Annotated in this window: 23 protein-coding genes; 13 read left to right on the plus strand and 10 right to left on the minus strand. The window is 35.1% G+C overall.

Going from position 1 to position 22,966, the window contains the following annotated elements; genetic code table 11:
- The first annotated feature begins 136 nt into the window (after positions 1-136).
- Positions 137-718, plus strand: a complete 582-nt coding sequence (dolP, locus tag J3U13_RS03680) for a division/outer membrane stress-associated lipid-binding lipoprotein (protein ID WP_267340239.1) — start codon at positions 137-139, stop codon at positions 716-718.
- 68 nt (positions 719-786) lie between these two features.
- Here the strand turns inward: dolP and csdE are convergent, their stop codons facing one another.
- The 4 genes from csdE to ubiU all read right to left on the minus strand — a co-directional run bounded on the left by csdE (position 787) and on the right by ubiU (position 4,459).
- Positions 787-1,182: a cysteine desulfurase sulfur acceptor subunit CsdE gene (csdE, locus tag J3U13_RS03685; RefSeq protein WP_267340241.1), complete on the minus strand. Its 396-nt coding sequence runs from the start codon at positions 1,180-1,182 to the stop codon at positions 787-789.
- Between the two features lie 69 nt (positions 1,183-1,251).
- Positions 1,252-2,475: a cysteine desulfurase CsdA gene (gene csdA / locus J3U13_RS03690; protein WP_267340242.1), complete on the minus strand. Its 1,224-nt coding sequence runs from the start codon at positions 2,473-2,475 to the stop codon at positions 1,252-1,254.
- Entirely contained in the window at positions 2,432-3,310 is an 879-nt protein-coding gene (locus J3U13_RS03695; protein ID WP_267340244.1) for a U32 family peptidase, read from the minus strand. Before J3U13_RS03695 ends, csdA begins: the two co-directional genes overlap by 44 nt.
- A 153-nt stretch (positions 3,311-3,463) precedes the next feature.
- Positions 3,464-4,459, minus strand: a complete 996-nt coding sequence (gene ubiU / locus J3U13_RS03700) for a ubiquinone anaerobic biosynthesis protein UbiU (protein ID WP_267340245.1) — start codon at positions 4,457-4,459, stop codon at positions 3,464-3,466.
- Between the two features lie 387 nt (positions 4,460-4,846).
- Here ubiU and suhB point away from each other — a divergent pair, with 387 nt between their 5' ends.
- Together suhB and J3U13_RS03710 are read left to right on the plus strand one after the other, a co-directional pair.
- Positions 4,847-5,650, plus strand: a complete 804-nt coding sequence (suhB, locus tag J3U13_RS03705; RefSeq protein ID WP_267340246.1) for an inositol-1-monophosphatase — start codon at positions 4,847-4,849, stop codon at positions 5,648-5,650.
- A gap of 847 nt (positions 5,651-6,497) precedes the next feature.
- A complete protein-coding gene (locus tag J3U13_RS03710) occupies positions 6,498-8,681 on the plus strand; it encodes a heavy metal translocating P-type ATPase (RefSeq protein WP_267340247.1) in 2,184 nt (727 codons plus the stop codon).
- Positions 8,682-8,718: 37 nt separating this feature from the next.
- Here the strand turns inward: J3U13_RS03710 and tilS are convergent, their stop codons facing one another.
- Together tilS and metC are read right to left on the minus strand one after the other, a co-directional pair.
- The gene (tilS, locus tag J3U13_RS03715; protein ID WP_267340249.1) at positions 8,719-10,026 is read right to left on the minus strand and encodes a tRNA lysidine(34) synthetase TilS; all 1,308 of its coding nucleotides are present in this window, start codon (positions 10,024-10,026) and stop codon (positions 8,719-8,721) included.
- Between the two features lie 11 nt (positions 10,027-10,037).
- Positions 10,038-11,255, minus strand: coding sequence for a cystathionine beta-lyase (gene metC / locus J3U13_RS03720; protein ID WP_267340251.1), 1,218 nt, complete (start codon positions 11,253-11,255; stop codon positions 10,038-10,040).
- Between the two features lie 97 nt (positions 11,256-11,352).
- Between metC and J3U13_RS03725 the strand changes: the two genes are divergently transcribed.
- On the plus strand, positions 11,353-11,970 hold the full coding sequence (locus tag J3U13_RS03725) for a 4'-phosphopantetheinyl transferase family protein (protein ID WP_267340253.1): 618 nt from the start codon (positions 11,353-11,355) through the stop codon (positions 11,968-11,970).
- A 146-nt stretch (positions 11,971-12,116) separates the two neighbouring features.
- Here the strand turns inward: J3U13_RS03725 and J3U13_RS03730 are convergent, their stop codons facing one another.
- A complete protein-coding gene (locus tag J3U13_RS03730) occupies positions 12,117-12,881 on the minus strand; it encodes a tyrosine-protein phosphatase (RefSeq protein WP_267340254.1) in 765 nt (254 codons plus the stop codon).
- A gap of 100 nt (positions 12,882-12,981) precedes the next feature.
- On the opposite strand from J3U13_RS03730, the gene pepB reads away from it, so the two are divergent.
- A complete protein-coding gene (pepB, locus tag J3U13_RS03735; RefSeq protein ID WP_267340255.1) occupies positions 12,982-14,262 on the plus strand; it encodes an aminopeptidase PepB in 1,281 nt (426 codons plus the stop codon).
- A gap of 90 nt (positions 14,263-14,352) precedes the next feature.
- Here pepB and J3U13_RS03740 read toward each other — a convergent pair whose 3' ends face one another.
- Positions 14,353-14,913: a peptidylprolyl isomerase gene (locus tag J3U13_RS03740; protein ID WP_267340257.1), complete on the minus strand. Its 561-nt coding sequence runs from the start codon at positions 14,911-14,913 to the stop codon at positions 14,353-14,355.
- A 253-nt stretch (positions 14,914-15,166) separates the two neighbouring features.
- On the opposite strand from J3U13_RS03740, the gene J3U13_RS03745 reads away from it, so the two are divergent.
- The 3 genes from J3U13_RS03745 (at position 15,167) to robA (ending at position 17,531) form a co-directional block, all read left to right on the plus strand.
- A complete protein-coding gene (locus J3U13_RS03745) occupies positions 15,167-15,838 on the plus strand; it encodes a phosphoribosyltransferase family protein (protein ID WP_267340259.1) in 672 nt (223 codons plus the stop codon).
- A 97-nt stretch (positions 15,839-15,935) separates the two neighbouring features.
- On the plus strand, positions 15,936-16,517 hold the full coding sequence (gene nfuA / locus J3U13_RS03750; protein ID WP_267340260.1) for a Fe-S biogenesis protein NfuA: 582 nt from the start codon (positions 15,936-15,938) through the stop codon (positions 16,515-16,517).
- Positions 16,518-16,613: 96 nt separating this feature from the next.
- Positions 16,614-17,531, plus strand: coding sequence for an MDR efflux pump AcrAB transcriptional activator RobA (gene robA / locus J3U13_RS03755; protein ID WP_267340261.1), 918 nt, complete (start codon positions 16,614-16,616; stop codon positions 17,529-17,531).
- 42 nt (positions 17,532-17,573) lie between these two features.
- On the opposite strand, the gene trpR is transcribed toward robA, so the two are convergent.
- Together trpR and sltY are read right to left on the minus strand one after the other, a co-directional pair.
- Positions 17,574-17,864, minus strand: a complete 291-nt coding sequence (gene trpR, locus J3U13_RS03760) for a trp operon repressor (protein WP_267340262.1) — start codon at positions 17,862-17,864, stop codon at positions 17,574-17,576.
- A gap of 11 nt (positions 17,865-17,875) precedes the next feature.
- Entirely contained in the window at positions 17,876-19,816 is a 1,941-nt protein-coding gene (gene sltY / locus J3U13_RS03765; RefSeq protein ID WP_267340264.1) for a murein transglycosylase, read from the minus strand.
- A gap of 165 nt (positions 19,817-19,981) precedes the next feature.
- Here sltY and iscR point away from each other — a divergent pair, with 165 nt between their 5' ends.
- The 5 genes from iscR to hscB are packed head-to-tail and all read left to right on the plus strand — an operon-like array spanning position 19,982 to position 22,947.
- Positions 19,982-20,437, plus strand: a complete 456-nt coding sequence (gene iscR, locus J3U13_RS03770) for a Fe-S cluster assembly transcriptional regulator IscR (protein WP_267340266.1) — start codon at positions 19,982-19,984, stop codon at positions 20,435-20,437.
- A 36-nt stretch (positions 20,438-20,473) separates the two neighbouring features.
- Positions 20,474-21,688, plus strand: coding sequence for an IscS subfamily cysteine desulfurase (locus J3U13_RS03775; RefSeq protein WP_267340267.1), 1,215 nt, complete (start codon positions 20,474-20,476; stop codon positions 21,686-21,688).
- A 16-nt stretch (positions 21,689-21,704) separates the two neighbouring features.
- Positions 21,705-22,091, plus strand: coding sequence for a Fe-S cluster assembly scaffold IscU (iscU, locus tag J3U13_RS03780; RefSeq protein WP_025314376.1), 387 nt, complete (start codon positions 21,705-21,707; stop codon positions 22,089-22,091).
- On the plus strand, positions 22,091-22,414 hold the full coding sequence (gene iscA, locus J3U13_RS03785; RefSeq protein ID WP_267340268.1) for an iron-sulfur cluster assembly protein IscA: 324 nt from the start codon (positions 22,091-22,093) through the stop codon (positions 22,412-22,414). The genes iscU and iscA overlap by 1 nt, the downstream gene beginning before the upstream one ends.
- 14 nt (positions 22,415-22,428) lie before the next feature.
- The gene (hscB, locus tag J3U13_RS03790; protein WP_267340269.1) at positions 22,429-22,947 is read left to right on the plus strand and encodes a Fe-S protein assembly co-chaperone HscB; all 519 of its coding nucleotides are present in this window, start codon (positions 22,429-22,431) and stop codon (positions 22,945-22,947) included.
- The last annotated feature ends 19 nt before the right edge of the window (positions 22,948-22,966 follow it).

Below are 22,966 nucleotides of genomic sequence, written 5' to 3' on the forward strand. Positions count from 1 at the left end.
TTATGTTCTTATATTTTTAATCGTTTTTATCATAACGTAATACACAAAATTGTTTTGCAAATCATTATCAACAAGGCATAATAACAGCGATTTTAGTATTTGATTATTACAATATGATAAATTGTAAGGAGTAATAATGAAGAGAGCTGCCTTAATTGCTGTGTTAATAACCGGTGCATTAATGTTACAAGGCTGTATTACTGCCGCTGTAATTGGCGCTGGCGCTACAGCTACTGCAAAAGTTGCTGCCGATCCTCGTACTACTGGTACACAAGTTGATGATACCACTTTAAATTCACGTATGGGGATAAAACTTAAAAATAATAGTCCTCAATTTATTGGAGCACGAATCGTTACCAGTACTTATGGCGGTGATATCCTTTTAACGGGTCAAGCTAACAGTGGACAAATCGAAAAGGCGGAAAGCTTGGCTTATGAAGTTGAAGGCGTAAAAAAAGTCTACAATCAAATTCGACTAGGTAAGCCTGTAAGTGCAGGGACAATCACCAATGATGCATGGATAACAACGAAAGTTAAATCTCAGCTAATAATGAATGCTAAAACTAAAGCACGCAATATTAAAGTTGTAACTGAAAATAGCGAAGTATTTTTGATTGGTATTGTGACATCAGAAGATGGTAAAGCTGCTGCACAACTTGCTAGTAAAGTCAATGGTGTTAAAAAAGTGATCACACTTTTTACTTATAGCCAAAATTAATGAGCATTTTTATAAATTAGTAACAATTTTTAGCAAAAAGGGGGAAAAGCTAGTTTTCCCCTCCTTTTTTATACAACAGATTGAATACGTTCAATGAGTTTAGTCATACCTTGTAATCGCGATTGACTTAGTTCATCAGTAATTTTCAACTCGCTTAATAAAGATTGAAAATCAATTTTGGCAATTTTTTCTGCCGTTTTGTGGTTAGCAATAATAATTAGAATGGTCAGTAAACCTTTAACAATACGCCCTTCACTGTCACCTTGAAATATAAAGGTATTATCCTTTTGCTTTTGATAAGTTAGCCAAACTCGATTTTCACAACCATTGACTTGGTTTTTATCAGTTTTTAAATTTTCAGGCATTGTTGGTAATTGTTTCGCTAATACAATTAATTGTCGATATCGGTCTTGCCAATTGTGTTGCTGTAAAAATAATTTGGTTAAGTCTTGCTGTGATAGCATAATATTGACCTATAAATGATTGACTGTTTGTAAAAAAGTTTCAGGTTAACTATACGTTTCAGTATAAAATTAGGCTAAGATTTCAATTGCATTTTGTAATGCTTGGATAAAAGTATCCACATCTTGCTGATTATTATATGGCATTAATGATAGACGAATAACCCCATGACAACCCAATTTCTTCATTAAGGGCTGAGCACATAGCTCGCCAGTACGAATCGCAATGTTCTGCTCGCTCAGTAAAATTGCTACATCATTAGGATGAATATCGTTAATATTAAATGTGATAATTGGGCTATTTTCAACATTGTAAAATTGTAAATTGGGCAGTTTGCTTAGCTGTGATTTAGCATAATGAGCTAATTGTTCCGTGTAATTTTCTGCTTTTTTAAGATCCCAATGGTTTAACCAATCAAGTGTTGCACTAAAGCCTACAATGCCTGCTATATTGGGTGTGCCTGCTTCAAATTTATAAGGAATCTCTTCTTGTATAAAGTCATCAAATGAGGCACTTTTTAGCATTTTACCTCCGCCATGCCAAACAGACATTTGCTCTAGTAAGGTTTGTTTACCATATAAAACCCCAAGCCCTGTTGGACCATACAATTTATGAGCCGAAAAAGCATAAAAATCAATATTAAGGGTTGTTACATCAATATCATGATGGACAATTCCTTGGGCACCATCTACTACTAAGATAGCATTATGTTGATGAACGATATGGCTAATTGTCGCTAAATTTGGGCAAAATCCAGTGACATTTGACATATGAGTTATTGCTACAATTTTAGTTCTTGATGATATTATAGATGATAATTCATCCACATCGGCGGACCATTCAATGACTTTTGCTCCAGTTTGTTGAGCGACCATTAACCAAGGTATTAAATTACTGTGATGCTCTAATTGACTGACAATAATTTCGTCCTCAGGTTGTAATACACAGCGAGCATAACTTTGGGCAATTAAATTAATTGATTCAGTAGCGCCGCGAGTCCAGATAATTTCAGTATTTTTGTTAGCATGAAGCAAATTAGCAACATTCTGACGTGCTTTATCAATAGCAAGGGTTACTTGCAACGCATCATGATGTAAACTTCGTTTGGCTGTTGCGGTGTTATGTGCATAATAGGTTACGGTGGCATCCACCATTACCTGAGGTTTAAGGGCCGTCGCGGCGGAATCAAGATACACACTATTACCGTTTAGTGCTGGAAAATCAGCCCTAAATTGCTTTGGTGTAAAATGTTTATTGACTAAGTTCGAGTCCAGCAATACCATTCCAGTAACCATTACAGTCTCGTTTATGTTCAATGTGCAGCGGATTAGAGCCATCTTCATTAGCTTTAAATTGTTTTACAATATCAAGTGTTTCGATTCCTAATGGCGATATTCGTACAATATCGACTAATCCTTTCATCTCTTTTAAATTATTACCTAAGTTATAACAATAACCGCTTTGTGTTTGGATGCCGTTTAGTACAAAAACTTTTTGTTGTTCTTGCGAAAATACTTCACGACCAACCGGATAGTTAATGCAGCAAGTTTCACATTTATCTTTTGGTCTATCCTCTGAACGAGCGGTAAAACAACGTGCGGAATAAGCTAAAGGTAAGTAACCATAACTAAAGACTTCCACTTCGAAGTTTTTTTCAATATTTAGACTTTCAAACTGTGTAAGAACATTACTGAGCCAATCGCGTGAAAGTTCAACAGGCATACACCAACGTACCATACCTCGGTTTTGTAATAATTTTAAAGTCAAGGCGTTATAACAGTTGATAGCGGGACCTGCAACGAAAGGTAATTTATTTTCTTGAGCAATATTGATGGCAGCTAAATCATTGGCCTCCACCAAAAAGTCTCCATTATTGACTAGCTGTCGTAAATCATTTAATTCGGAGGGAGCTTCAAGCAAAGCCAATGTTGAAAGTACTACTTGCTTGCCTGATTTGGCGATTTCCTTAGCTAATTCTAGCCAATTGGGGACTTTCATTTCTCGACGTTTGGTACAAACTGTTTCGCCCATATAAATAATATCAGCTTCACTCTCTTTTGCAGCGTGATAAAAGGCTTCGGTTTCAGTTTTAGGCCAATAATAAAGCACTGGTCCTAATGCATATTTCATGGTTTTGCTCACTATAATTTATTTATCTTAAATCTGGTTTCAATTAATAAAATGACATAACGTAAGTTGTTAAGTACATAAAAAATCAAGAACTGATAAGTTTGATAATCAATATTTCTTGATAATTAATAAAGCAGTATACTCACTATGGTGCTATTGCCATTTCCGGTGGTAAGCACCTAATGTAGTTTGGGTTCCTTCAGATACAGAACCTAGTGTATCCATCCAGCTTTTTTCTGCCTGGAATGATTGTGGATTTGCTTTATAGCGATCAATTGCTTGACGCCATACTTTAGTTACTTGTTCAACGTAGGCAGGGCTACGTTGACGACCTTCAATTTTGACTGACGCAATATTGGCTGCAAACAGCTCAGGTAATAGTTCAATTGTGTTTAAACTGGTTGGTTCCTCAATAGGATGATAAAGTTCATCTCCTACAAAATAACGACCTTTACATAAGGTTGGATAACCAGCATTTTCACCTTTTTTATGGCAATCAATTAATACATTATTTAAGCGCGACTCAAGACCCTTTTCGGTTTCTTCCCAGCGAACAAATTTTGCTGGTGAACAAGCACCGACAGTGTTGGGGGATTCGCCTGTAAGATAAGAAGATAAATAACAACGTCCTTCTGCCATAATACATAAACTACCAAAGGCAAATACTTCAAGTGGAACTGGCGAAACTTGTGAAAGTTGCTTTACTTGATGCATAGAAAGTACACGCGGTAACACAATACGATGTACGTGAAAATTGTTATAGTAGAACTTAATTGATTCTTCATTGGTTGATGATGCTTGTACTGAGACATGACGCTCAAGGTTTGGATATTTTTCAGCAGCATAATCTAGCATTGCTAAATCCGCAATAATAAGTGCATCGGCACCAATATTGGCGGCTGTATCAACTGCATATTGCCAACGCTGGAAATTTTCAGGATGCGCAAAGGTGTTAATTGCAATATGGAGTTTTTTACCATGTCTATGCACATAGTCAGAGGCTTCAATTAAGCGCTTCTCATTAAAATTCAAACCAGCAAAATGACGGGCATTAGTATCATCTTTTAAACCAATATAAACCGCATCAGCACCATTATCAATGGCTACTTTAAGTGATGGTAAAGATCCTGCTGGACAAAGAAGTTCCATAATTATTCCTAACTTAAGTTCGCTTTTTTATACGCTAAGTATTATGCAATAATTCTTAATTTATTGCGAATAGAAAGCCAATTATGCGGTGAAAAAAGTTACGATAGAATGATTTAACCATTTTTATTAACTCTAATTAATCTTGGTGAGCTAACTTAATAGTTATCAATAAAGTTCTTACTGATTAGCTAGATATAAATAAAGCAAATTAAGTAACAAGGTGATAGAGGATCAGCGTTACGAGAATAAGGCTATTTTAGCCATCAATCCTAACATAATCTGGCAATGAAGCGGTAAAACCTTTATACTATACTGTAAATTTTAGTATGACTATGTGAGTTTTACTAAAACCATCCGTTCTTTAACATCATCAATTGGAAGAAATTTATGCATCCGATGCTTAATATTGCTATTCGCGCTGCTCGTAAAGCAGGTAATGTGGCCATAAAGGCTTATGAAAACCCTAGTTCAATCGAAATTGATACTAAAGGCGCTAACGATTTTGCTACTAATGCTGATCGCGCTGCTGAAGCTTTGATTATTGAAACAATCAAAAAAGCGTATCCTGATCATACTATAATCGCCGAAGAAAGTGGTTTGGCTAAAGGTAATGATGCTGAAACTCAGTGGATAATTGATCCAATTGATGGTACGACCAATTTTATTAAGAATATTCCGCATTTTGCTGTTTCTATTGCCGCTCGTGTTAAGGGCAAAACCGAAGTTGCTGTGGTTTATAATCCAATGAGTAATGAATTGTTTACTGCTGCGCGTGGTAAAGGTGCTCAGCTTAATGGTTACCGTATTCGTGTCAGTAACGCTAAAGATTTAGATGGTAGTGTGCTAGCAACGGCATTTCCATTCAAGGCTAAACAATATAGCGATAGCTATTTTACGGTTCTACAAAAGTTATTTACTCGATGTGGCGATTTTCGTCGTAGCGGTTCGGCAGCTTTAGATTTGGCTTATGTTGCAACAGGTCGTCTAGACGGCTTTTTTGAAATTGGTTTAAAACCATGGGATATCGCTGGCGGTGAATTGATTTTGCGTGAAGCTGGCGGTGTGATGACCGATTTTGCTGGTGGTAATAATTATATGGTTTCTGGTAATGTTGTCGCTGGAAATCCTAGAATTGTTAAAGATCTATTGGTTTCCACTCAAAACGATTGGCCAGAAAAATTACGTAATTAATTTTTTAGATTAAAATACAGGGTTATCAAGATCCTGTATTTTTCGTATACAGATTTTTAATCTTATCTAACTGATTAAATTAAATTATTATAGTTAGTCTGCTAGTTTAACAATTGAACAATTAACTTCTGATCCTAGGCTATTTAAGCAAGGGTATCCCCATTTATACATTGCTTTTAATATGAGTTTAACCGTTTTACCAAAATAAGTTTATGAATATTCGACTTTCGGTGGAATAACTGGGAATACTTTACAATTAATAAGCCATTTGTTTCAAGATCACCTAGTTGTTGAGTGAGCATTTTAGGTGTGCATATGGGCTTTCTTTACGTAACTAAGAATATCTTAATGTTTTTTCTTCCATTAATTTTAATAAAATTAGATAGTTGTATTCTTATCCAATGATATTTGTTGTTGTCTCAACTGGCAGCAAATAGTAGGTTGATAATCTTCATTAGGATCGGATTTATACGTCATGTTAATGACCCAATAGTTTCTTTTGGGGAAGTATAGATCAAAAAAGTTCATTCTTGCTATAAGAATAATAAACATTAGAATGGTTATTAAATAGGTTATTAATAGAATCGTTACTAAAACATTTTTGATGTTGTTATAGTATTATAATCATTGAGATTATTGCTATCTTGATTGAGTATTAAAAAAGACTTGTTTTATAGGTGGCTATCAGTTATTTGATGTCATTTAATAGGACAGGCTCATTTTAATCAAGATAAGAAATAGTCTTTCTCTATCTGTTAAAACAATAATAGATTTAGTTGGAAAATAGTTTGTTAACATTCAGCCAATACTGAACCCAAACAACATCAACACTTAAGGGATGCAGCAAATGAAAACAGTTGAATACAATTTTTTTGTTGAAGATATGAGCTGCGCATCATGTGTTAGCCGTGTAGAAAAAGCATTAAGAAAGATTGATGGTGTGATTGATGTTAGTGTAAACCTTGCAACTGAAAAGGCCACCGTTAAGGCTAATGCTGATGTTAAATTAGAAACTTTAATGGCAGCAGTTGATAAAGCTGGTTACCATGCAGTGAAGATTTCCGAGCCGGAAATTCACGCTAAAGACGTGAGTAAGCAAGCATCAGTTTGGCCGATTATTATTTCGGTTATATTAGCACTTCCTTTTGTTTTGCCGATGTTATTTGAATTATTTGGAATTCATTGGATGATGCCCGCTTGGCTGCAATTAGTGATTGCTTCGATTGTACAATTTGGACTTGGCGCTAAATTTTATCGTAGTGGTTTTAATGCAGCTAAAGCATTGTCTGGGAATATGGATTTACTTGTTGCTATTGGTACCAGCGCTGCTTATGGACTTTCTCTTTATCAGCTTATTATTGGTCATGCCGATCACCTCTATTTTGAGTCATCAGTGGTTATTATTACCTTGATCTTGATTGGTAAATGGTTAGAGTCAAGGGCCAAACATCAAACGACCCAAGCGATTGAGGCACTTTCTGCGCTTCGCCCTGAAGTAGCATTAGTTCGACAAGGGGAGCAAGAGGTGAGTTTGCCAATAAGTCAGGTTAAGGTTAATGATGTGGTGGTTATTAAACCCGGTGAGCGAATACCCGTTGATGGTATTGTTCTTGAAGGCGCATCAAGTTGTGATGAGTCTATGTTGACTGGGGAAAGTTTTCCGGTTACTAAAACACTCAATAGTACCGTAACCGGTGGAACTATAAATGGTGAAGGACTATTAATTGTAAAAACAACCGCTATTCAAGCTGATTCTATGTTGTCTAAGATTATTGCTATGGTTGAGTCAGCCCAAGCGAAAAAAGCACCAATTCAGCGTATTGTGGATCGGATTAGTGCTATTTTTGTACCCGTCATTTTATTGATTGCTTTAATTACATTGCTTGCTTGGGGCTTTATTTCTCATGATTGGCAGCAAGCTTTACTTCATGCGGTTGCCGTGTTAGTGATTGCTTGCCCATGTGCGCTAGGGTTAGCAACGCCAACAGCTATAATGGTTGGTACGGGGGTTGCTGCTCGTCATGGTATTTTGATTAAAGATGCCGAAGCACTTGAGACCTTACACAATATTAATACTGTAGCATTTGATAAAACTGGCACATTAACAATCGGTAAACCAGAGTTAGTTGAACTAGATGTGCTGGGCATGGAAACAGCCGATCAAATTCTTTCTGTTGCAGCATCTATGCAAGCAGGTAGTGAACACCCACTAGCTAAAGCAATATTAGCTAAGGCTAAATCCTACAGTTATGCACAAAATATTACATCAATCGCGGGTTCAGGAGTGATGGCAACGATTGATAGCCATGAATATTATTTAGGCAGTTTGCGTTGGATGAAAACGTTAAATGCCTATTTTGTAGATATGCAGGATAAAGTTAATGAGCTTACGCAAAAAGGTTACACAATCTCATTTTTAGCCAAACAGCAATCAGAAAATAGTATTGTGATATTAGCCATATTCGGTTTTTCTGATGTTATTAAGCCTGAAGCGAAAAGTGCTATTGATGCATTACATCAATTAAAGGTAAATACGGTTATGTTAACCGGTGACAATCAACAAGCTGCTAATTATGTAGGACAGCAATTAAATTTGGATAAAGTTATTGCTGAAGTTTTGCCTCAAGATAAAGCGAACTATATTTATCAATTACAAAAAGATAGCCAAAGTAATAATAAAGTTGCCATGGTTGGTGATGGTATCAATGACGCACCGGCTTTAGCTGCCGCTGATATTGGTATTGCAATGGGGACGGGAACTGATGTCGCAATGCATACAGCCAGTATTACTTTAATGCGTGGCAATCTATTTTTAATTGCCGATGCTATCGATATTTCTCGAAGAACTTATAATAAAATTAAACAAAACCTATTTTGGGCGTTTATCTACAATTTAATTGGCATACCTCTCGCTGCTTTAGGTTTTTTAAATCCAATGATAGCTGGTGCAGCAATGGCACTGAGCAGTGTGAGTGTGTTGACAAATGCGTTGTTGTTGAAACGATGGAAAGCTCGTTCTGAAACAAAATAATTTGATATTTTGTAAATTGAGGAGACGGATTGTCTCCTTATTGTTTATTTATAAGGTTAAACCCAACTTGTGATCCTTTACCTTGCTCAGTAACAAATACCCCAACTGCGGTAATGAGTTGTTCATTATAATAAATTAAGGGAATACGGGTGCGCATCCACGGTGGAATATGATGCTCTTGCCACAATTTTTTTATCGATCGCGATCCCTGGCGTTGAACAATTTGAAATTGCCCTTGAGCATGAAATCGGACTGATACGGTTTCATCATTTTGTGGTAAACGACAAGTTAAATTGGTTTGGTAATTGGGCTGCAATATACCTAAATTATCCGGCAAAGTTAGCGAAGCGGTTAAATCCCAAGGTAAAATTTGTTGCTCAATATCTTGATACAAAGGCAACAAATAGAGCTGGTTTTGATATCGGCGAATTTGCCAATTATGCAATATGAATTTCGGATTAGCATCTTCTTGTGCCAAAGCCACTGTTTGCCATATCAACGATAACTGTTTTTGGCTTGGCATATTGATTTGTTGAGATCGAAACCACATTCGTAGTATGGCATTACGTTTATAGTCCGAATAGCCATGTAACGCTGTTAAACATAACTGCCCTTTTGATGTTGTAACTTGTTTAAAATCAGCTAACAGTAGTTCGTTAAGTAGCGCTTCTTGTTGTTGGCATAATTTTGCACTGCGAGCAACCATTTGTGAAAAATGAGGCCAACGATGATTAAGTGTTGGTAGAACATTTAAACGTAAAAAGTTGCGATCGTAATGGTCATCTTGATTACTTTCATCTTCTATCCAACTTAATTGGTGTAGATTGGCATACTGTTCAATCTCTTGACGAGATATCGTTAATAATGGTCGAAGATGTTGTCCATTTTCAATCGGCATAGCGGATAAGCCAGTTGGTCCACTTCCACGCTTTAACGCTAAAAAGAAAGTTTCACATTGATCGTCAAGGTGCTGGGCAGTACATAAAAACTCATTATTTTCTAAATGTCGATAAATTGCTTGATAACGGGCTTCTCTGGCTTGTTCTTCAATATTGCCAGCTGTTCTATCAAGTTTTACTTTTTCAATAATCAAAGGGACTTGCCAAACTAGGCATTGTTGTTTGCAATGTTCAGCCCAATTATCGGCATTTTGACTCAAACCATGATGGATATAAATTGCTCTGAGTTGCAAATTTTGTAACTGTCGCTTTAAATTGACTAATGCTTGCATTAATACGGTTGAATCAACTCCACCACTGAAGGCAACAAGTAGCGATTGCCGACCGTTTAGGTGTTGTAAAATAGTTTGTTCAATCACATTGTCGCTCTTTGTTTGATGACCCATCTGCTATCCATTTATACTAAACTTTGTAATGCATTAACCTTGTTTGTATGTAGTTTGATTCTATCCAAACCAGCAGCCAAATCGGCAATTAAATCATCAGGATCTTCAAGACCGATATGTAATCGGATTAATGTACCAGTGAAATCAATGCCGGATATTGGTCGTATTTTTGCTAGATCTTCGGGTTGGTTGGCCAATATTAGTGATTCGAATCCACCCCATGAATATGCCATTGAGAAGTGAGTCATATTATCTAAGAAATCAGATAATTGCACTTCGCTTAAATGATCGTTAAGTACAAATGAAAATAGACCACTAGCGCCACTAAAATCACGTTTAAAAAACTCATGTCCTTTACAACTTTCGAGTGCTGGATGATTAACGGTTGCCACTTTAGGGTGATTAGCTAACCAATTTGCCACTTTTATACTGCTTTCATGATGTTGTTTTAATCTAACGGCTAAAGTTCGCAATCCTCGTGCTGCCATATAAGCGGTATCTGCGTCACACATTTGCCCCATTAAATAAGAACGTTCACGTAATTTATCCCAACAGCGTTGATTGGCAACAGCCGTTCCTAACATGGCATCTGAGTGACCAATTAAATACTTAGTACCGGCTTGAATTGAGATATCAACATCGTGCTCTAATGCTTTAAATAAAACACCTGCTCCCCATGTATTATCCATCATAATCACAATTTCTGGATTCACGCTACGGATTGCTTTAACAATTGCAGGCACATCATGCAGTTCCATGGTAATTGAGCTTGGTGATTCAAGAAATACCACTTTAGTATTCGGTTTTATATATTTAGTAATATATCGACTAATGAGTGGCGGGAAATAATCGGTTTCCACTCCAAAATCTTTAAGTATATGCTCACAAAATTCTTGGGTAGGTTCGTAACTGGCTTCCGATACCAGAATATGATCTCCTGCTTTTACAAAAGCTAAAATGGCATTTGCAATTGCTGCTGCTCCACAAGGATATAGGTAACAGCCTGCTCCTCCCTCTATTTCTATCATGGCATCTTGCAAAGCAAAATGAGTTAAAGTGCCACGACGACCGTAAAATAGAGCCCCTTTAGTACGATTTTCCATTGCTTCTTTTTTTGCTTTGATTGAATCAAAAACTAGCGATGAAGCTCGCTGAATAACGGAATTGACTGCACCTTGGGTATAGCGTTTTTTTCGACCCGCATGAACTAATTTTGTTTGTAATGACATGATGCATCCTTAGTGATCTGATAAATTTTGGTAACAGTTAGCATAGCATGCTGTTAAAATAGTAAAAAATAAATTTTGTTTAAAATGGCTATACAAAATGTTAATTGTCCAACTTGCCCATTTAGACACGGCAGAAGTGAACTATTCGCTATTATCAACACAAATCATTAACGATGCTGAATTATTCAATGGAAGACGAAAAAAACAGTTTTTAGTCTGTCGTTCAATCTTAGCGAGTTTACTTAATCAGTATTGTCAAATTGATATTTTACCAACTATGGTCATAGGTGATAATCACCGACCTTGTTTTTTAAATACTAATCTTCCTGATTTTAATATCAGTCATAGTCAAGATTGGGTAGCTGTTGCAATATCGTTAAATGGTAGCATCGGTCTTGATATTGAAGTCGATCGCCCCCGAAAAAATTATTTGGATGTTGCCAAAAACTTTTTTTCCGATGCGGAGTGTCAATGGATGATGAAGCAAGCGGATACTTTAAAAGCCTTTTGGCAGCTTTGGACATTAAAAGAATCAGCACTTAAATTATATGCTAAAGGCGTTTGGCAAATAAAATCAGTAAAAGTCGATATTGATAAAAAGTTGATTAGTGCACCATTTGGACAGCATTTTTATTATCAATATCAGCAAGTAGCATCGGTTCATCTTGCTGTTAACCATAATAAACCTATTACAGAATTGATACTACAATCTTAATGAATAAATATGCTGTTACATATTTAACCTGTAATAGGATCTGTGGAATGAGTTTATTGTGTACTTATTATAAATAATTTTGATTCGCTTCTAATAAAGATAAAATGATTGTTAATAAGGGGATAGTGAATCCCCCCTTATTTTAGTTAAATAAGGTAAATATCTTGAAGAATTTTTCTGTTTTTATAATCTAATTGATATTCTTTAGTTAACCAATTGTCGATTGTGTTATATCGTTTTTTGATTTCATCAATAGCTGCACTTAAAAACTCTTCTTTCGCTGCAAAAATGGTTTTTTGTTTTTCAAATTCTTTTGGTGATAATTTACTTTTATTTTGACTCAATATGGCTTCGCGATATTCATTTAAATAACGTTCGGTAAGTAAGTAATCTTGCATAACAACATCTTCACTCACACCCAATGCAAATAGGGTTAAGGCGACACCGACACCTGTTCTATCTTTTCCTACAGCGCAGTGTTGTACTAATGGTTTTCCGTTGGCATTGAATAGCAGCGATATTAGCTTTTTATATGCTGGATTATTGAATGGTAATAATTGATAAAGTTGAACCATAAAATCAAACGGTGAGTATTTTTTCATAATGAAAATATCATTACTGGTTAGGCTTGCTGTAATTTCATCATCTAATGGGTTTGCTGGCACATTAATATATTGGCTATTATTCCAAAGATTATCGGGACTACGATTGATTTCATGTTGATCTCGATAATCTAATACATAATGCAAATTAAGCTCATCAGATAAAAAGTTTTTTTCACCCTCATTAATACGTGAAAATTCACCTGAACGATACAACATTCCTGAACGAATCTGACGTCCATCATTGGTTTTAATGCCACCTAAATCACGAAAATTGATTCCATTTTTGATTGGTACAACTGATGTCATTATAGGTCCTTATTTTGGTTAACTTTGCTTGCTATATTAACATGTTTCTGATTAGAATTGATTCATCGTTTTTGCATTAATATTGCTTGAGGAAATTATTATGTCGACGTTATCTATTTTACTTTCGGAAAAACCCGCACCATCAAAGTGGGGTAAAGATGGATTGCTCAGTTTTTCAGAAGATGCTGTGACCATTCATTATCAATTCGAGCATCGATATGATGCCATTCAGCGAGCTGCACGAAAGTTAGATAATCAAGGTATTAAGTCAGTTAAACTTAGTGGTGACAATTGGGATTTAGAGTCATGTTGGCATTTTTGGATGGGTTATCGTAATGCTAAGAATCATAATAAAGTCAGTTGGGCAAAGTTAAATAATAAAGATAAGCAAGAATTAAAAAATCGCTTAGCCATTATTGATTGGTGTCGTGACATTGTTAATCAACAAGCAGAAACATTAAGCCCTTTAGAACTGGCAACACAAAGTGCAAAATTAATTAGTCATTATTCCTCTGATATTACCTATAACATTATTTCAGGTAACGCATTAAAAGAACAAGATTATATGGGAATCTACACGGTTGGCAAAGGTTCTGATAGGCCGGCAGCCTTGCTTGAGCTTGATTATAATCCTACTAAAAATCCAAAAGCGCCTATCGTTGCTTGCTTAGTTGGGAAAGGTATTACTTTTGATTCAGGAGGATATAGCCTAAAACCAAGCAATTTTATGGAATCAATGCGATCGGATATGGGGGGAGCTGCATTGGTAACAGGTGCTCTGACCCTTGCTATTGCTCGAGGAGTTAATCATCGTATCAAACTTTATTTATGCTGTGCAGATAATTTGGTAAGTGGTAATGCTTTCAAATTGGGTGATATTATTCGTTATCGTAATGGTAAAACAGTGGAAGTTGATAATACCGATGCTGAGGGTCGCTTGGTTTTAGCTGACGGATTAATTAGTGCTGATAATGATAACCCAGATTATATCATTGATTGTGCAACCCTTACTGGTGCAGCAAAAATTGCTGTAGGTAATGATTATCAATCATTGCTCTCATTTGATGATAAATTTGCTCATCAGTTATTAGCAAGTAGTCAAGCTGAACATGAGAATTTCTGGCGACTACCATTAGCTGATTTTCATCGCTCTCAATTTCCATCTTCTTTTGCTGATATGGCAAATTCCGGATTACCGAATACCGCTGGCGCAAGTACGGCAGCTGCTTTTTTATCCTATTTTATTAAGAATTATAAACAAAATTGGCTACACATTGATTGTTCAGCAACCTTTCGTAAAAGTGCAACCGCATTATGGGCAACAGGTGCTACAGGTGTTGGTATAAGAACGCTTGCTAATTTATTAAGTAACCTAAAATAAAATATCTGTATTGGCAATAAAAGAAGAAAGCCATCTTAAATTATTAAGATGGTTTTTTTAGGAGCGCATCGTTTTAAAAAATTATTCCATCTATTCAATAATGGTTACCTTTTTAATATAGACCGGATCAACTGGCACATTTTGGTGAGGTCCAACACGGTGAGTTGCTACATTCACAATTTTATCAACAGTATCCATCCCTTTAATCACTTTACCAAAAACAGCATAACCGTAATTTTCAGGTGATTGGTAATTGAGAAATTCGTTGTTAACAGTATTAATAAAGAATTGGCTAGTTGCACTATCCACATTACTTGTTCTTGCCATGGCTATCGTACCACGATTGTTTTTCAAACCATTGTTTGCTTCATTTTTTATCGGTGCATTTCCCTCTTTAAATTTCAATTGATCGTCGGCTCCACCACCTTGAATCATAAAGCCAGGCATGACGCGGTGAAAGGTTAAATTTTCATAAAATCCACTCTTAACATAATCAATAAAGTTTTTAGTAGTTATTGGCGCATGTTCGCTATCTAATTCAATTTCAATATCACCCAGACTCGTTTGCAATAACACTTGAGTATCAGCGCCAGCAACACTAGTAAAAAGAGTGAACAACAATGATATAAATAACAATTTGATTTTTTTCATATATTATTTCCTTAATCCGATATAGTTGGCTGATTATACCGAATATTTGATTATTTTAAATAATTATTATGCAACATCAGATGAAATTATGTGTCATAGATCGCAATTTTATTCTTTATTAAGAACACGTTTTTTAAACATTTATTATAAATGAATTTACTGGGTTTCTATTTTGAAGTGGATCCAAATGATAAGTAGATTTTATACTGAAACATTATGTTAACCTCAAACTTTTTTACAAAAAACAAACTTTATGCGCTGTATTTTATGTAATATGTCTTTATCTTTATCTCATCATGGTATTTGCAGCCAATGTGTTAAAAATTTACCTAAATTCAATAAGATTTGTCCCCAATGTTGTTTACCCCATTCGTTATCAACAAATGTATGCTATCGATGTCGAGAGCATAAACCCTATTGGGACGAACTTATTGCTGCTAGTGAATATATTCACCCATTAAAGAATTTAATTCATCACTTAAAATTTTATAAAAAAATTGAATTAAATTTGGCATTAGCCAGATTAATGTTTTTAGCCTGGTATCAACGGCGGGAAATGGAAGGCTTAGCTAAACCAGATTTGGTAACTTGTGTTCCTTTACATCATTTTCGATATTGGTCCCGAGGCTACAATCAAGCTGAATTGTTAGCAAAACCGATTGCTAAATGGTTAAATCGCGATTTTTATCCTCATCTGTTATCAAGAAGGAAAAATGCGACAGATCAAAAGAAGTTATCACTTAAACAACGGATGAGCAATGTTGAAACACTTTTTGTTTGTAACCAAAATGTTGCTAATAAATCGGTAATGCTTATTGATGATATTGTTACTACTGGTAATACTATAAATGTTATTAGTCAACAGTTAAAACAACGCGGGGCTACTCGTGTTGAGATAATTTGTTTATGCCGTACGGTATTGTAAAATCCTAAACAGCCCCTATAATAACCAAGAAAGTTAGTCAACTATTATAAATGATGCTGGGTATTATTTATACCAAATAGTGTTAAAGTGAGGAGTTATGTCTATTATTACTATTTCTGAATCAGCTCAACAGCACTTTAAAAAATTGCTTGCTAATCAACCAGAAGGCACACAAATTAGAGTATTTGTTATGGATCCAGGTACGCCTAGTGCAGAATGTGGCGTTTCATATTGTCCGGCTGATACAGTTGAAGATAATGATATAGAAGAAAAGTATGCCGATTTTTCTGTTTATATCGATGAATTGAGTGCCCCATTTTTGGAAGAAACTGTGATTGATTATGTGACGGATGAATTTGGAGCACAGTTAACTTTAAAAGCACCAAATTCCAAAATGAGAAAAGTTGCGGATGATGCCCCGTTAATTGAACGAGTCAACTATGTTATCCAAGCACAGATTAACCCTCAGTTGGCAAGTCATGGTGGACGTGTAAATCTAGTTGAGTTAACCGACGATAATTATGTCATATTACAATTTGGTGGTGGATGTAATGGTTGCTCAATGGTTGATTATACGTTAAAAGAAGGTATTGAAAAACAATTAATGGTTGAATTTCCTGAACTTGCAGGAGTGAAAGATATTACCGAACATCAAGCGGGCGCACATTCATTTTATTAAAATGCATTGAAAATAATTTTGATTTAGAACTTGCTTATTGCTGGGATTAAGTCATAATCAGGGGCTATGTGTCTGTTCATTTTATGATGGCGTTTTATGAATCAAGTTAGTATTATTTCAGATCTTATTATTTGGATTGAAAAAAATTTGGAACAGCCATTGTCTATTGATAATGTATCGCAAAAGTCTGGTTATTCAAAGTGGCATTTACAACGAATGTTTAAAGAAGTAACGGGTCAAGTTCTTGGTACGTATATTCGCCATCGTCGCTTAACTTATGCGGCGCTCGCTTTGCGTATGACAAGCAAGCCGATTTTAGACATTGCTATGCAATATCGTTTTGATTCGCAACAAACATTTACTCGATCTTTTAAAAAACAGTTTAATGAAACTCCAGCAAGTTATCGTCGAGGTGAATTTTGGGATCCTGTAGGATTAACACCAGCAATTGATCTTAATAAAAATCAGCTTTCACTACCTGATCCCAAATTTGTTGATATGCCGAAACAGACTTTTTGGGGGATTTCATTTAAGAATAATTGTAATTTAGGGCAATTATTAGACGAAGAAAATAGACTTCGGACGCAGTTTTTTCATAATTATTTATCTCGTTGTACAAATAATAATGAAGATTTGCCTGATAAAATTTATGCGTTTAGTCGTATATTAAAAAGTAAAGATAACACCAATGAGCAAGAATTACTTTATACCATTGCGTTAGATCATAATAATAATCTTGAACATATTGAAGAAGTTGTCAGTGAAGGTGGATTATATTTGTGCTTTAAATATATTGGTTCGCCAGATAATTTTAGTGATTTTATCTCTCAAGTACATTTAGCTGCAATGCCAACCCTAAAAGTACGGTTGCGTAGTTCCAGTTGTTTAATCGAAATTCATCATAATCATCAAAATGATACAGTCTGCTCTGTGAAAGATATTAAAACTATGGAGTGTGATTACTGCGTGCCAGTTGTTACAGAAACTGAAGTTAATATCCAACAAAATTTATAACGATACTTTTTACAAGTATCGCTCATTGTTATTAGCCATGTTTTAGTTATCTGAGCTTAATAGAGTGTTTTCTAACCATTTTTTAAACTCAGGTGTTGCCTCTTTAAGACTATTAGAACCTCGAGTTACTGTTGCAATGCCTATTTTTAGTTGATCTTTTAACTGCCGTTGGTTGATAGAACCGTCAAGCAATGAATGTACAATTTTCATTCTGGTTATCAGGGCATCTCGCTCATCGGCTGTCATTAATAATTTTAATATATCAAGTGAATAACCGTCATTAAAAGCTTGGTGTAATAGCTTAACGGTTTGTTGCCATTCGTTATTTTTCATTATAATCACCATTAATATTGTTTATTAAATTCATGCTGAGTTAAAATTTGTGGATTTTTTTTACCTAAGATCATTTGATAGATATAGTCATAAACTAATACATTTTTCACGTAATTACGCGTTTCAGTAAATGGAATGCTATCAATAAAAGCAACAGCATCAAGTTTTCCACCACTCTCTTTTAACCAGCCTTTGACACGATTAGGTCCTGCATTATAAGCTGCTGAAGATAATATCCGGTTATTATCATTTTGTAGATAAACTGAATTTAAATAGTAGCTACCCAATTGTATGTTGATTTTAGGATCGAACAGCTGTGTTGATGAAACATAAGTAATAGAGCCCATTTTTTTAGCCGTTTCTTTTGCGGTGGCTGGCATCAATTGCATTAATCCTCTGGCTCCAGCTGAAGACTGTACTGTAGTATCAAGCGCACTTTCTTGACGAGAGATAGCTAAAGCATAAGAAAATGGGATAGCTTTATCTTTTAAGGCATTATGATATAAGTCACGGTACATGATAGGTAGGCGTTCGGTCCAATTATTCCATAGTTTGCCTGCAATGGTTGCTTGAATACTTAGATCTCCCCAACCTTTATGTAAAGCATATTGAGCTAATTTCGGGTATTCATTATTATCCATTTGACTATTGAGCATATATCGCCATTCTCGGCTTGATTCTGATAACATACCTAAACTACGTAATTCATTAATTCTTTTGATAAAAGGTTTATTATCAAACTTAGATTTTAATGTTGAAATTTCGGTATGGGTAATTTTTTGTGATTGATTATTAAGAGAGTAATATTGATTCAGTGCTTGTGCACTAATCATACCATAAAAGCCACGTTTCGTTGTGAGTGTTTGTAAAATCCCATGCGCTTCTTTTTTTTGATTATTTTTTAATAACACACGTGCTTTCCAATATTGCCAATCCTCTTTTAATTGATCTTCTGGTGTTAGTTGTGCTAGCCAATAATCAATATCTTTGTAATTATTTTCATCAATAGCTATACGGATACGTTTTTCAACCAACGATGAATCATGACTTTTGGCAATATAATTGTCTCTCCATTTAATTTGTTCATCAGTAGCAGAATCATTAAAATAAACACTAGCTAAACTTTTTTGCAATAAACTTTGTTCGTTTTCATTTAATTTTTGCTGATTAATTAATTGCGGTAATAAAGTCTCAGCTAATTTCATATCGACTTTGGTTAAACGAGAGAATGATGCTAAAATAATTTTTTTAGTAAAAGAGCTTGCTTTAATATTTTTTGAGAAATCTTCCAATTTTCTTGGATTATCAAATAAGTCTAGTAAATGGCTTTTAGTCGTTGTATAACGTTCATCTAATAAGTTTGCAAGATGTCGAGCTAATTTTAAATTATTTGCTTCGACTGCCAATTCAATACGTAATAATATTAAATTATTTGTTCGTTTACCGATTTTAGTCCAGGCATCAAGTAATGGATCACATGCAGAAGAAAGCTCTTTACCTGTAAGCCAAAGTGATTTCACATCATTGAAAATGAATTTATCATCGTTTTTCTTGAGTAAAGCATATTGGTAGAGACAATTAGAAGGTATCGAATTATCTTTAGGAAATGAAATTATAGAATCCCAATCTTGGCGATTGGTTAATTCTCTTAAATAAGATTGTGTTAGAGAGTTTGTTAAAGGAAAATCCTGATATTTTTTGACAAATTCTCTGACCATATTTGGGGGAACAACTTTTATATTTTTTTGAAAAAATTGCACGGCAGCATAAGGATATAATGGATAATTTTTTAGGGTTGCAAGTAATGTTTTTTGTTCTTGAAAATTTAACGATTGATAGGAGTTAATCCATTTTTGATAATTTTCTCGTAACATTTTTTGAGAATTATTTGCGAAAGTGTTACTCGTAAATACTAAACTTATTATCAATAAGTAACGTAATACCAATTTCATCCTTTAGCTCCCATATGAATTTACCCAACTAGATTAGCATATTTCATTGTGTTTCGTCGATGATGAACTGAGAGGAGACAATTCCCACTAAAATGGTCAACTAAATACTTGACTAAAATAAAAGGATATATACAATAAATATTATAACACATAGGGGGATGATTAATGAAATTGACATCAAAAGGAAGATACGCGGTAACTGCAATGTTGGATGTAGCATTACATTCTGGTTCAGGGCCTGTATCACTTGCCGATATTTCAGAACGTCAAGAAATCTCACTTTCTTATCTTGAACAATTATTTGCGCGGTTACGAAAAAATGGCTTAGTAACCAGTGTTAGAGGCCCAGGTGGGGGGTATGTGTTGGGTCGAGCAATGGATCAAATTGCGATTAGCTCAATTGTAAAAGCCGTTGATGAAACGGTACATGCAACCAAGTGTCACGGTCAAGATGGCTGTCAAGGTGGTGTTAGATGCTTAACCCATACACTATGGAATGATTTAAGCGAGCGAATAGAGGACTTCTTAACCAGCATTACACTTAGCGAGTTAGTCAATAATAATGAAGTAAAAGCCGTAGCTAATCGACAAAGCAATATACAGCACATCAGCATTAATTAAAAAATAAAATACAGAATTTGTAATTGGGAGTAATTAATGAAATTACCTATTTATATGGATTATGCAGCTACAACGCCGGTTGATCCTAGAGTTGCTGAAAAAATGATACAATATTTAACACCAAATGGTATTTTTGGTAATCCAGCATCCCGTTCTCATAAATTTGGTTGGCAAGCCGAAGAAGCGGTGGATATTGCTCGAAATCAAATTGCCGATCTTATTGGTGCTGATTCCCGAGAAATTGTGTTCACTTCAGGAGCAACGGAGGCTGATAACTTAGCGATTAAAGGGGCAGCTCATTTCAATAAAGCTAAAGGTAAACATATTATTACTTGTAAAACCGAACACAAAGCGGTACTTGATACCTGTCGTCAACTTGAACGTGAAGGCTATGAAGTAACTTATTTGGCCCCTGAATCTAATGGAATATTGGATTTAGATAAACTAGCAGCTGCAATGCGCAGTGATACAACCGTTGTATCAATTATGCATGTCAATAATGAAACTGGCGTCATCCAAGATATCGAAAAAATTGGTGAAATGTGTCGTGAAAGAGGTATTGTTTTTCACGTTGATGCAACCCAAAGTGTCGGTAAATTGCCAATTGACCTTACAAAATTGAAAGTTGATTTAATGTCATTTTCAGGTCACAAAATTTACGGTCCTAAAGGTATCGGTGGGCTTTATGTAAGGCGTAAACCTAGAGTACGTATTGAAGCACAAATGCATGGTGGTGGTCATGAGAGGGGTATGCGCTCTGGAACTTTACCTGTGCATCAAATTGTTGGTATGGGAGAAGCATATCGTATTGCTAAAGAAGAAATGGCAACTGAAATGCCGCGTTTATTAGCTTTAAAAAATCGCTTGTGGAATGGCTTGAAAGATATAGAAGAAGTTTATCTTAATGGTTCTTTAGAACACAGCGTTGCTAATATTTTAAACGTAAGCTTTGCTTACATTGAGGGTGAATCATTGATGATGGCTTTAAAAGATTTGGCTGTATCATCAGGTTCAGCTTGTACTTCTGCTAGTTTAGAACCATCTTATGTGTTACGGGCTCTTGGCCTTAATGATGAACTTGCCCATAGTTCGATACGTTTTTCATTTGGTCGATTTAGTACTGAAGAAGAAGTGGATTATGTGATTAAACTAATCAAAGACTCTATTGGTAAATTAAGAGAATTATCTCCGCTTTGGGAAATGTTTAAAGATGGTGTTGATCTAAGTAAAATCAAATGGTCAGCCCATTAAAAAATAGGAGTAAATTATGGCATACAGCGAAAAAGTAGTTGATCATTATGAAAATCCTCGTAATGTTGGTTCTTTTGATCAAAATGATCCCAACGTTGGCAGTGGCATGGTTGGGGCACCTGCATGTGGTGATGTTATGCGCCTACAAATCAAAGTAAACGATGACGGTATCATTGAAGATGCTAAATTTAAAACTTATGGTTGTGGTAGTGCAATTGCATCAAGTTCTTTAGTTACTGAGTGGATTAAAGGTAAATCTTTGGATGAAGCGCAAGCAATTAAGAATACGGATATTGCTAAAGAGCTTGAGTTACCACCCGTTAAAATTCACTGTTCGCTTTTAGCGGAAGATGCAATTAAAGCGGCAATTGATGACTATAAAACTAAAAAAGGTCAAAGTTAATGGCAATTACACTAACAACGAGTGCGGCTAATCGTGTTCAAGCTTTTCTTGCTAATCGAGGAAAAGGAGTTGGACTGCGATTGGGCGTTAAAACATCAGGTTGTTCCGGTATGGCATACGTTTTAGAATTTGCTGATATTATTAACGATGATGATAGTGTATTTGAAGATAAAAATGTTAAAGTCATTGTTGATAAAAAAAGTTTGGTTTATATTGATGGTACTGAATTGGATTTTGTTAAAGAGGGATTAAACGAAGGTTTTAAATTTAATAATCCCAATTCGCAGAACGAGTGTGGCTGCGGCGAAAGCTTTAATGTGTAATTGAGACAATGAATATGGCTAATTATTTCAAGCTATTTGATTTACCCATTCAGCTACCTGTAGATATGTCGTTATTAACTGCGCATTATCAACAATTACAAAAACAATATCATCCCGATAATTTTGCCATTGCTAGCGATAGCGATAAAATAATGATGGTACAAAAATCAGCAATGATTAATGACGGTTATTATGCATTAAAAAATCCGATTAAAGCTGCTGAACATTTCTTGTCTTTACAAGGTTTTGATGTGGTAACAGAGCAAAATATTATCCATGATGCTGATTTTTTAATGGAACAATTTGCTTTGCGTGAAAAATTAGAAGACATAGAAAGTCAGAATGATTTTGTTATATTAGAAGATTTTCATTCGGAAGTCTTTGCTCGTCAACGTGATGTTTATAAAGAATTATTAGAATATGTGAATAAACAAGATTGGGCAGCTGCTCTTAATCAAATCTTTAAAATCCGCTATTTAACTAGATTGATTGAACAAATCGAAAAGTTACAAGAAAAACAATATGCTTTATAATCTTACTTAAGCATAGATC

Source organism: Gilliamella sp. B2887, assembly GCF_026537015.1.
Lineage (GTDB): Bacteria > Pseudomonadota > Gammaproteobacteria > Enterobacterales > Orbaceae > Gilliamella.